The sequence below is a fragment of the Candidatus Methanodesulfokora washburnensis genome (assembly GCF_003947435.1).
GTDB classification, from domain to species: Archaea; Korarchaeota; Korarchaeia; order Korarchaeales; family Korarchaeaceae; genus Methanodesulfokora; species Methanodesulfokora washburnensis.
Window position 1 is genome coordinate 1 of the sequence record NZ_RCOS01000021.1, and the last position, 11,251, is coordinate 11,251.

Genomic DNA, 11,251 nt, shown 5'->3' on the forward strand with positions numbered 1-11,251 from the left:
GGATGACCCTGCTGTAACTGTTGTTGAGCTCCCTGTTCCTGCTGTTGCTAGCTTCCTGAGTATATCCGATAATCTGCCTTCAAGATCTACTCTTGTGTTGTTGATTAAAACTGTTATATTGCTGGTGGAATTTGTTATCTGCTTTATTATCGTTAAATTAGAGCTTTTTATTAAATCTACTAGCGTTAGGTTAGTGCTCTTCACCAGACTTGTGATGTTCACATTAGCACTTTTTATCAGGTCTGCTAGGCTGACGTTTACTTTCCCTAGCTGAGAAATTATCGAGAGATTTACATTTCTGAGCTGGTCTGATAGCTTCGTGATTATCGACAGATTCACATTTCCTATCAGATTTGACAGGCTTGTGTTTACATTCATTATTTTCGATGTTATCGACTGATTTATCTGCTCCAATTTGCCTACATCAAAAGAGGTTTTTGCTTCAAATATACTTCCGTAAATTGTCGTGTTTGCCTTTACGAAATAAGTTCCCACTTGGTCTGTATTTGGAAAGCTGGCTGTGTATATCCCATCATTCGCTGTTTGATCCGGTGCTGTTCCATCGTCCTTTAGCTGAATTACCTTCACAGTCCCGTTAGGCATGGTTATGTAGGCGTTTACCGTCAATCCCTTTATTTTAACTCCCGACAGGTCTGAGAACTGTGAGTATATCACAGCAGGCTCGTTTATGTAGTAGTAGCTCTTTGAGGTGGCTGTTAAGGGGGCTACGGCGTGAACCACCGATATGTCCTGCGTGAACGGGTTTAATATGGTTACCTTCGTTGAGGATATTTTGTAGCCGTCCCTGTAAATTTCGAGAGTGAAGGGGTTGTAGTTTGTCTCTGTGTCTGCATTGACTCCGGTGCTCCCTATCCCCACCCACTTCTTTACCGTTATCACTTTGGAAGGGGCTACACCTGTCGTGGAGTTGGTGTAGTCGTCGTAAACCACGTTCCCAAAGGCGTCTATGAGCCTTACCCTCAGACCACCTAAGGGGTTGCCAGAGGCATCGATGAATCTGGGAGAAAAGGTGTAGGCCAGATATATAGTGCCTGTGTTTTGGCTGGCTGTCCCAGCCCAAATCCTGTCATAGGAGTCTGCCACAGAATCTATAAAGGTAGCAGTCCCAGAGAAGGAATAGAGAACAGCTAAATAATTATTGTTTTTGATTATTACATTCTGAAATGTGCTGATGATGTTTCCCGTAACTCCAACTCCTCCATACGCCTTATTAATATATAACAAGTTCACTCCAACCGGAGTGCCACCACTTATTCCAGCATAGGTGACATATTGTATCATTACGTTATATATATCATAGCTGGCGTAATATACGGCAACATGTGTATTAATAAATGCTGTGTTGTATATCTTTGCGTTTATAGTGGCAATTGGAGACCCACCTATTGATAACATGTAATAACCGAAAGATCCCTGCCAGATGTCTGCATAACTGTAACTAGCATCTTCTCCTGCTATTATCTTACTATAAGTACCAAGACCGTAAACTGCAAAGGAGGAGCCAAATTGCCCTATCTTCCCACTATATTGTTGTCCCACCACTATCTTTGAATTTTTTCTCACATAGATATGGATAAGAGAGTTCTGGGGTGATATGATGTTCACTGATTCTGCTTGACTAGTGCATGTATAGGCGTTTACTCCGTCCCCTATCGTTATCTGTGCCCCCTTTATTATCACAGTATTGTTCGCATAGTCTATTACTCCAAGGTTGTTCTGCCTGTCATAATAGGCTATTTTTGTAAAGAAGTTGTTGCCCAAGTTATCGGTGACTATGATCTGCCTTCCCAGCTTTATCCAGTCTATCACAAGCTCCCCCTCGTTTACTATCGTGCTAGAGCTGGAGGTGTAGATCAGTATATCAACCCTTGTGATTTTTGTAACATCCGGATAAGTTGCAGTTTTGTAGTTGAAGTCGCCAAACGGTGGGTCTGTTATGTAATAGCCTCCCTGTGATCCTGATGGTGTCATGTAAACTATTGACTTCCACCCGTCTGGATTCAGGATGGAGGGGCTTACGTCCCTGTAACCGTAATTCCCGTTTGAGTCGGTGAAGTTTAGCCTTATGTTAGTTATCTTCGATATTACGCTCTTGTTAGCATACAGCCAGAACGTGAAGAGCTTGTTCTGGAAGTTCTGTGCCGTGGCGAACTGCAACCTGATTCCAAACGAGTTGCTTGTGGTGTATGTCTTAAATAAGTTTAATCCGGCTGTTCCTTCCTTGTAGTATCTAGTGTTCACGCTCACGTTCCCCAGTGGGATTATTCCACTAGTTGAGTCGCAATTGTGTAAGGTTACAAAGTCGTGAGTAATTCCAGGGTTTCCCTTGACATTTATTGGTGGTATAAGCAGGATCAAAATAATTAACCCTATAACCAATCCCTCGTAACGCATACAAAAAAGAGAATAGAGAAAATAAAAAGTTGTTCTACCACAAAAAAAGAATAGTTTGTTATGCAGGGGGTGCTATTCCTCTTTCTTCTGCCTGCCTGAACCACCTTCTCCACGCTCTCCTGAACCATAACCTTCCTGCTATTATCGCTAACACTATTATCCCTGCTATCGATAACGGCACTATCCACGAGTATGAGTATAGCGTTTTGTAGCTCTGCTTCGCTTTCATCTCCTTTCCATTGAACCATTCGTTCCACAGCAAAATATTCTCAAGGTTGTTGGGATCTTCCAATGCTTCCAGACTTATATATGCTTCTGTTGTGTTTCCTGTTGCGTTCCTCACGAGATACCACGGGACTTTGTAGTATAACTTCCCATTGAATATGGCTATATTATCAGCTGATAAGGTAACCCATTGATCTAGCTCAGGATCGTAATATTCGGGCACAACAATGCTCATCTTTATGTTCGCAAATGAGATCAAGCCTAACTCCTGCAATGATTTATTCACAAATTTAACATAGTCAAAATACCTGCTGAACTTCCTAGCTACTTCTGTTGCTCTCTTCTGCTGTGTAACTGCCTTCTCCAATTTCTGTATCTCCTGTGCATTTCTTGCTATCTCCTGCTTTAGCATATCATTCTCCTGCTTTAGTCTGGTGGCATTCATCTTAACTATGTTGTAATCCTCAATTAATGAAGTTAATCCGATTATTATTATGTCCCTGTGGATCTTCTTTACCATCTCACCTGTTGTTGTGTTGAAGATGCCTATATCGTAATAGGTGGGCGTCTGAACTGCTGTTGAAGTGTTGTAAATTTCGATAGTCCACCATTGGTCTGGATCGTTCTGTGTTACCATTCCCCCTCTCCTTGCTGTCTCCTGAAATCCTACTAATCTCCACTCTTTCAGCTTTAGATATGGCCCTAATGAGATGGCATATCTATAACTTGTTCCGTTCCACCTTATATGAACGACTATCACATCCCCTACCTGATAGTATTTTCTATCAGGCTCTATCTGTATTGCTTCGTTCTGGGCCTGCACTATCATGGAACTAGCCACCAAACTCCCTAACAAGATAATACATACGACTTTTTCCAAAACTGCTAACTTGGACATGGCACACCACCTTCTCAGGGCTTACATAAACCTCTGCCCCTGTTAAGGGGCATCCAACAATCTCTACGGGACAATCACTCTTAACATCCCCATAAACATGTATCACAGTTCTCCTATCCTTTTTCATAACATAATCAGCAAAATCCTCAGGAAATCCATCAACTGTCCTTCCCATCCCTTTTATCACTTCATACAAATACTCATCCTTAGGCTGTCTGTTTGCACTTATCCCTATTACCTCGCTTCCCCATCTCATATCGGTTAAGTTTCCATCTATGCAGTAAAAGCATCCTATATACCCATCTTTTGTGATATATTGCACTTCGGCATGGAGTTCCCCTGTTCTGGTTCTCACGATAACATATATGGGATCTCCGTAACCTGCTTTTATGTAATAGTATATATACATCCTGCTCACATCATCGCACACTCCTCTGAAGTAGCCCTTTGTCTCTAACATGTTCACGCAATAGGTTATGTTCTGGCATTTACCCCTGTAACTCAGATCATAAACAAAGTGGTTCAATACCCATCCTGCTAGCCTCATAGGCTCTATATTCCTATCCAACTGTTTCTCTATTTTCAATTCTTCCTCAAACACGACTACTTTCCTGTTCTCAAATGACTTGACTATCAATACTGTTAGCATCACGAGTGCGAAAATTATCAGTAAACTTAGCAGTTTGAATTGCTTTGACCTCTTCTTCCTTAACAGTCTTCTCCTCAGCACCACGCTCATTTAGACACCTCTAGCAGTCTGTCTAAAGACATTGCACCTTCTATTATCTTCTCTATCTTGAAATACTGATCTGCTATGATTGTAACGGGTGTTGCCTCAAACCCTAGCCTTACATCCTCGCTCTCTTCAAATAGCATTACTGCTAGCCCTAGATTCCATAGCTCGCTTAAGTAGTCCTTTAGCATTTCAACATATTTCTCGGAGTAGGGGCATTCATATCCCTTCACTATGAGTATGTTCTTCCTAGCTACTAGCTCTTTCTCCCATTTTTCCCTCTTCTCCTCATCTATTTCCCATCCCAAAAACCTTGTTTTATCCTCTATCATAGATAATTTGGCATTTTTAACGACTATCTGGGCGAATGGATGGCCCGTCAAAAACTTCCCTATATACTGAGCTATCGTGGTATCAACATTCCTTCCGTTCTTTATGCATGAGTATGCTATTCTCTCAGCTATATATCTCAAAAGATCCTGTCCTTCTTCTCTCTTTATAGGTATCCCATCCCTGACATCTAGCCAATAGTATCTCAGCATCCTGTGCCCTCTTTCATCATCCCCTACCCTTCCTATTAGTGTTCCTTCAAAGAATACTACCTGCACAGGAATTCCTTCTTCCATTTCAGCATAGCTCATTGTCGGCTTTTCAGGAATCATCAAGGAAGCCAAATACCTCTCCATATCATTGAGGTAATTAATGAGTGCTCTTTCCTGTTCCTGTATCTTCTTTAACCCTACCCACATCACGCTCCCTTCCTCATTATTTCTGCCATAACTTCCTCTTTCAGCTTCTCCCTCATTTTTATCCATGCACCTGACTTGAATAGTTCTGCGAATACCTTGTCCACAATACCCTGCTCAACACTCTCCAATATGCTGTTTCTAACATCCTCATGCATCTCCTTTATCTCATCTATCTCCTTTCTTATTCTCTCGGTCATCTCCTTCACTTCCTGCATCTCTGCTATTGTTCTATCCATCTCCTTCTTCGTTATAGCAATGGTCTGGGCTATTCCCCATAAATCTCTTATCATGCCTATTGTCTGAGCTATCTGCTCTCTACCTTCCCTTAACGCATCCCTTATCTTCTCAACTGTCGCTTGTTTTTCTGGCTCGCTTGTGCTACTTATCAAGGTATTCAAATACGTTATCAGTTCAAACAAATAGGATGAGTTTGCTGTCATTATGCTTTCAATAGTGCCTACTGTCTCCTGCAATGCATTTCTCACTTCCTCTCTAGCTATTGTCCTGATCATGTCCTCTAGGTCTCTCATGTATCCCCTCATCTTTTCCTCTACGATAAGATCAACACTAGCTGGCTCGGATGCTTTGTTATTCTTCCTTCCTATCATCCCAACTCCCCCGTAACAGGTGCACCTGCTGTTGCTTCCCTTATCTTCTTAAGCTGCTCTGCTACCCAATCTGGCCTCTCTATGATCACCTGTTTCAACAACTGCAATATCTGCTCCGGTGATAGAGGCACTTTATGCAATTTGAGTATCTCCACTCTCACTTCATTTAATGCCTCTGCTATTTCCTTCTCCTTACCTAGCATCTTCTTCTTAGTTCCTGCTATCGTGTCCAATGAATCCTCTAGCCCCTGCTTTATCGTCTGTAAGCTTCCCTTTATCGGATCTATCACCAGAGAAATATCCTGCTGGCTTAACCTTGACCTCTTCTCTAGCTCTGCTGTTAGTCTTTTCGTTATCTCTGCTCCCATCGTATCAACTCTTGCATTTACAAATCCCACCAGATTTGTATATGCTAGCTCTAGCTCTGCTATCCTGCTCTTTAGCCATCTGTTTTCCATCTCTAGCTTATCAGCTTCCTTTACCCTGTTGGCCAGAAGCCTTATAGTGGCCATAATTGAGCCTAGCTTTGCGTTTACCTCTGTCATCGATGCAGGTGTGAGTCTGTAAAACATCCTGTATCCACCTTCATAATCCCAGAGTATGTTTAGCTGTAACCCTGCAATTCCCATCACCATGTCCATCTTCGGATCTTCCACGCTGAAGTTAATCGGTTTTATATCGAATATCTCAGGCATCTCCTTAGAAAAGAATTCTAAATATTCTTTTATTCCTGTTGCTCCCCTTAACACTCTTATTGCTCTCTCTTCCCATGACTTGAACTCTTCCACCATTTCTTTCTTCTTGTAAAAAGCATCTATGACCAAACCTATGTTTCCATCTTCTGCTATCCCTGTTGCTCTTAAAGCTCCGATCGCATTCATCGAGGCATCATAAACATATATTGGTCTTGGCAAAATGGCCTGATTTGAAACGACATCCACTTCCCTTACAGGCATGTGTAAAAAAGATGTTGCTACTTAAAAAAGTTTTTCTCACAAAACTTTTTATAAAACTCTCTTTCTTATCTGCGTATGGATATACTTGAGCTTAGGTCTCATTACCCCATGTTGTCCCGTATGATCAATGGCTATCCGTTAATCTACTTTGATAATGCGGCGACTGCCTTAAAGCCCGATATAATGCTTTATGCATTACAACAATTCTACTTTTTCTATGATTCTAACGTTTACAGAGGCTGGCATGTTCCCTCTGCTCAGGCTACTCATTTATATGAGGAATCTAGAAGGATAGTTGCTTCATTTCTGGGGACTACTGCTAATAACATAGCTTTCATAACAAACACGACAGATGGCATGATGAAGATAGCCTCAACTCTGAAGATAAAAAAGGTATTGCTCTGCCTTGACTTACATCATTCCTCGATGCTTCCTTTCAGAGAGAAATTCAAATACAAGTTTGTAAAGCTGAAAGAAGATGGCTCTGTTGATCTCTCCGATCTAAGATCTAAGATCAAGGATGCAGATGCTGTTATCGCAAACCACGCTTCGAATGTAACAGGGGTTATACAGGATATAGAACAAATAGGCGAAATGTGCCACAGATATGACAAGCTGTGCATTGTTGATGGTGCTCAGTCTGTGCCTCATATACCCTACAATGTGGAGAAGATGCCGATTGATGCTCTTGTGTTTTCAGGGCATAAAATAGGTGGGCCTTATGGCTCAGGTGCTATGTATATCTCAAAGAGAATGCAGGCTAAAATGAGGCCAATAGGTGGTGGCGAATCAATAAAGAATGTGGTCTATGACGGAAAGGATCTGAAGATAACCTACGCTGACTTTCCTCATTGCCTTGAAGCCGGCACTCCTTCCATAGCTAATCAGATTGCATTAGCTCAGGTAATCGATTTCCTGAAGGATAAAATTCAGGATGCACTAAAGCATGAGAGAGAAGTGATAAAGCCAATTTACGATCTGTATAAAGAAAAGAACATCAGGTTTTTAGGGCCGGATCTTGATAACAGAGGTGGTCTGATAGCTTCTGCTCTTCTTCCCTGCTTTTCGCTGAAGCTGGCCACATGGGGTATTTGCAGTAGATACGGTTACCATTGTGCTGAACCATTACACCATTTCCTCAAGTCTCCACCTACTCTTCGCTTCTCCGTATATGTTTACAATACTATTGAGGAAGGCTATCAGGTTGCTGAAGCCCTCTCTTCTCTTTTAAAGGGAGAACCACCTAACATAGACACATTGGTTTATCCTGAGCCTTCGATAACACCTGTTCAAATAGCCTTTAATCCCTGTCGCAATTGTCATCTCTGTGATAATCTATCAACTCAGGCTAAGGATGTTCTGATGAAATGTCCCCTTATCCCCTTTTATATAAAGAACAAATACTTTACAAGATTCCAGAGAAAGCTGGTGGAAAGAGCTAAAAGTAAAGCCTTAGAATATAGCAAAAAGGTGGTGGAGAATGAAGCTCAAGCTGTGGAAAAGAAAGGATGAAAATAAGGTGAAGTTATCCCCTATCCCTAAGGAAAAGCTTGTAGCCCCCTACCTGAAGCACAAGGTATCTCAGCTTTCTGTTCCTTTCACCACCTATGTTGAGACATCAGAGCTTCCTTTTGAGATTCAGCTTCCCCCACCTTCACCTTTACCTAAACAGATAAAGCCTGAGATACATGCCACATTGGAAACGCTCACACCTACTTACAAATTATACATAGGAAGGATAATCAGGACAATAACGGGTTCTCACACTCCTTCGGAAAATGCAATAGTGGATGTGTCTGAGGGGACTAGGCTTTTCGTATTGGGTGCATCAGGTGCTGGTAAAACGAATTTATGCAAAGTCTTCGTTGAAGAATACTTCAAGAACACACCTTCATCAATCTTCATCTTCGACATGGAATCGGAATACATAATGATGGGAAGGCCAAATGAAGATCCCAAACTTGTGGATTTGCTGGGCAATTTTGGATTAGAGCCTCAGAGCTTCCCTGTTAGAGCCTTATCAATCCCTCAGGTATTAGAGGATGATGAATTCAAAACCCTGCTAAATGAGTATAACTGCGAAAGGTATCCATTGAGGATAGATCCTAACATGATCTCCTCTGATTTGTTACAGCTGTTGATCGGGCCTTCTCCCACAACTAAGGCTTACTGCGATGCTGTGATGAGAGTTTACAGGGAGATGCCGGAAAAATCCCTTGATTCCCTAATGCAGGCTGTCTCAGATGCAGGATTGCCTACTCAGATGAAGAAAAGGCTACTTCTCACGCTGGAAGGATTAAGAGGTATGATAATGCCTCTAAACCTCAAATCCCTGATAGAAAACAGGAAGATAAATGTGTTCTTCTTCCCTGCTGAATACTTTCCATCTGCCTCTGAGAGGGTCTTCTGGGCCGTGTTCTTTGCTAACTTTGTGATGTCTCTAGCCTACACATATCAGGTGGGTGCTCTTGCGGTTATGGATGAAGCTGGTGAATTCGCCAGAGGCGAGCTAACAGAGAGGATGGTGAAGACAAACATAGCAGGATTATACAGAAGAGGAAGGAAAAGAAGGATTGATTCCATTCTGGCTTCAAACATAGGTGGCGTTCTCGAAGATGTAAAGATGAACGTAAAAGGTGTCTTCTACTTCAGAATTCCTGAGACTGCTCTTTCCAAATCAATGGAAGCTAAGGCTGTTATAAGAAAAGATCTAGAGCCTTACGTAACATCGATAAAAGACTATCAGGCAATAATGGATTTCCCTGCTGAAGGCGAAACTTACATAATTAGCGTTAGACCTGCACAGTCCTACTTACCTGTTAAAAAGAAAAAGGAGGAAAAGATAGCAGGCCCTATAACCCTCATCTAAGGAGATCCTCTGCGAAATATATTGCTGTGTTTGGCAGTATGAAAGCGTTTCTCTCGTCATCCCATATAGCTTCTCCTTCTCTCTCTACTACTGTTTTTCTCCCTTCTGTCTCGCTCTCTATCCTTAGTTTTACCTTGTTCTTCGAGAATTCCTTGCCTTCTATCTCAAGTTGCATTTTGCTTACTATCTTTTCTCCCTTCTCTCCTCTTACTTCCTCTTCTCCTGTTATCACAAAGCCTTCATCAGTCGGATTTACATTCAGATGGGCAAATGTGAACACTAGGCTCTCAGATGAAGAATAGCTTATTCTTCCCTCTGTTTCCCCTGCTTTCTCAAAAACCAGATCGTTTACATTATCAACTATGCTGATCAATGGCTTCTTTAACTCCTCAGGATAGCATATAGCTATTACTGTTAGACCTAACCCTGTTATGTTCTCGAAAATGTCTGCGTCCACCAATCTTCCTGAGAAGAACGGTGGTGGCCTTATTGGTATCCTGTAATACTCCCTTCCACCTACCTTCTGCACATAGAGGTTTCTAGGGCCTAACATTAATCTAATCATGCGTTCTCTTTTCTTTTCAACTTCCTCTTCTCCTGTTGTCATAAAGACCCCAAAAATATTGTCAAACTTATTTAAAAAGTTTTCTGATAAAGAGTTTTGTCAAAAACAACAACTTTATATATTTTAGGCTTCATTGTCTGGTGGTGATCTCATGGGCGTGTTTGATGACTGCATGGGGTTAAAAGAGGATGAGCTTAAGAGTGTCCTTTCTGAGATGGGTGTGAATCTTGAAGGGCTGGATCTAAAAGACAAGAAGGTAAAGACAGGGATATGCAGGATCTTTGAGGCAGCATTCGAGGGTGCTGGGCCTAAGGAGGCGGCTCATATAACTGCTCTTGCTAGGATCAGGGGCAAAATCTTCTAACAAGCATCCTAACGTGCTCTAGCGTGTATAAGTGAACATTGCCCACAACTCTAGCTTCCTCTTTGTATAGTGGAAACTCTATTATCTCTTCGTTTTTGTGCCTGTTTTTCCTCTTTATCCTAGCCCATTCCTCAGCACTTTTTGTTGAGTAGTAGGCGTGTAGCTTTGCTGTTTTACCACATACCCATATAGTGAAATCAACACCTTTCTCGAAATCCTCATTCAAATTATATGTAACATCTATCCCATTTTCCCTCAACAAACAGTATAGGTGATACTCCATGAGGAAGGAGGCCCATGCCCTTGCAGGCCTGAAAAATAGCAGTTTATTTCTCTCGTTTACAAGGTGTGCAAACCTGAATTGGGAAGGAATAATTCCCCTTTTTGTCTGTTCTTCAAATATCTCTGCCATTATCGTTCCACTAACTGTCTCCTCTGTTTCTGGCACTTTCACAGACTTATAGGGATGTCTCATCAGGAAAGCTTCAATTCCCTTTGATGTAATCACATGAAAACAATCAGGATTTCTTTAAAAACATTTTGAAAATCTTTTTTAAAAATCAAATTTAAATAGAATCGCTTTTCAAAATTTGCTGGGTGAAAACCCTATGGTAACCCTGAATGTGTTGGGACAGAAAGTCGGATTAAGAGAAAACCCATGGATGAGGACACCATTTGGAAAGAAGGGGTATGTGTTCTTCAACTTCACAGGAAGAAGGGCAAAGCTGGAGAGACACGCTCCCGTAGTGGAGAGATGGAAGCTGTTCGCTAGCGTAAGGCCTGAGGCTACTGCGGCATGTGCTTCCTACTCCGGTGTTGAAAAGATGGCCTGCATAGCCAGAACAATGTCTGCAAAGCTCAGGAAGTAA

12 protein-coding genes are annotated in these 11,251 nt (G+C 41.8%); 4 read left to right on the forward strand and 8 right to left on the reverse strand.

Features of this window, described 5'->3' with window-relative positions; all coding sequences use genetic code 11:
- From D6D85_RS01055 to D6D85_RS01080, 6 genes are all read right to left on the reverse strand, one after another.
- Positions 1-2,415 (reverse strand): choice-of-anchor X domain-containing protein (locus D6D85_RS01055; protein WP_133308279.1); only part of this gene is annotated, 2,415 nt, incomplete at its 3' end.
- Positions 2,416-2,473: 58 nt separating this feature from the next.
- On the reverse strand, positions 2,474-3,538 hold the full coding sequence (locus tag D6D85_RS01060) for a hypothetical protein (protein ID WP_161969613.1): 1,065 nt from the start codon (positions 3,536-3,538) through the stop codon (positions 2,474-2,476).
- On the reverse strand, positions 3,474-4,277 hold the full coding sequence (locus D6D85_RS01065) for a hypothetical protein (RefSeq protein ID WP_125670202.1): 804 nt from the start codon (positions 4,275-4,277) through the stop codon (positions 3,474-3,476). The genes D6D85_RS01060 and D6D85_RS01065 overlap by 65 nt, the downstream gene beginning before the upstream one ends.
- A complete protein-coding gene (locus tag D6D85_RS01070; protein WP_161969614.1) occupies positions 4,274-5,086 on the reverse strand; it encodes a hypothetical protein in 813 nt (270 codons plus the stop codon). Before D6D85_RS01070 ends, D6D85_RS01065 begins: the two co-directional genes overlap by 4 nt.
- Positions 5,020-5,628 carry a hypothetical protein gene (locus D6D85_RS01075; protein ID WP_125670206.1) on the reverse strand — a complete coding sequence of 203 codons (609 nt, stop codon included), beginning with the start codon at positions 5,626-5,628 and terminating at the stop codon, positions 5,020-5,022. Before D6D85_RS01075 ends, D6D85_RS01070 begins: the two co-directional genes overlap by 67 nt.
- Positions 5,625-6,584, reverse strand: coding sequence for a hypothetical protein (locus D6D85_RS01080; protein WP_125670207.1), 960 nt, complete (start codon positions 6,582-6,584; stop codon positions 5,625-5,627). The genes D6D85_RS01075 and D6D85_RS01080 overlap by 4 nt, the downstream gene beginning before the upstream one ends.
- Before the next feature lie 75 nt (positions 6,585-6,659).
- Between D6D85_RS01080 and D6D85_RS01085 the strand changes: the two genes are divergently transcribed.
- Together D6D85_RS01085 and D6D85_RS01090 are read left to right on the forward strand one after the other, a co-directional pair.
- The gene (locus D6D85_RS01085; RefSeq protein ID WP_125670208.1) at positions 6,660-8,096 is read left to right on the forward strand and encodes an aminotransferase class V-fold PLP-dependent enzyme; all 1,437 of its coding nucleotides are present in this window, start codon (positions 6,660-6,662) and stop codon (positions 8,094-8,096) included.
- Entirely contained in the window at positions 8,065-9,453 is a 1,389-nt protein-coding gene (locus D6D85_RS01090; RefSeq protein ID WP_125670210.1) for a helicase HerA domain-containing protein, read from the forward strand. Before D6D85_RS01085 ends, D6D85_RS01090 begins: the two co-directional genes overlap by 32 nt.
- On the opposite strand, the gene D6D85_RS01095 is transcribed toward D6D85_RS01090, so the two are convergent.
- Positions 9,446-10,060 (reverse strand): hypothetical protein, encoded by a 615-nt coding sequence (locus tag D6D85_RS01095; protein ID WP_125670212.1) that lies wholly within the window; start codon positions 10,058-10,060, stop codon positions 9,446-9,448. The genes D6D85_RS01090 and D6D85_RS01095 overlap by 8 nt on opposite strands.
- Before the next feature lie 109 nt (positions 10,061-10,169).
- On the opposite strand from D6D85_RS01095, the gene D6D85_RS01100 reads away from it, so the two are divergent.
- Positions 10,170-10,382: a hypothetical protein gene (locus D6D85_RS01100; RefSeq protein WP_125670214.1), complete on the forward strand. Its 213-nt coding sequence runs from the start codon at positions 10,170-10,172 to the stop codon at positions 10,380-10,382.
- On the opposite strand, the gene D6D85_RS01105 is transcribed toward D6D85_RS01100, so the two are convergent.
- Positions 10,363-10,890 (reverse strand): hypothetical protein, encoded by a 528-nt coding sequence (locus tag D6D85_RS01105; protein ID WP_125670215.1) that lies wholly within the window; start codon positions 10,888-10,890, stop codon positions 10,363-10,365. The two genes, D6D85_RS01100 and D6D85_RS01105, sit on opposite strands and share 20 nt — an antisense overlap.
- A 100-nt stretch (positions 10,891-10,990) precedes the next feature.
- On the opposite strand from D6D85_RS01105, the gene D6D85_RS01110 reads away from it, so the two are divergent.
- Positions 10,991-11,251, forward strand: a complete 261-nt coding sequence (locus D6D85_RS01110) for a hypothetical protein (protein ID WP_125670218.1) — start codon at positions 10,991-10,993, stop codon at positions 11,249-11,251.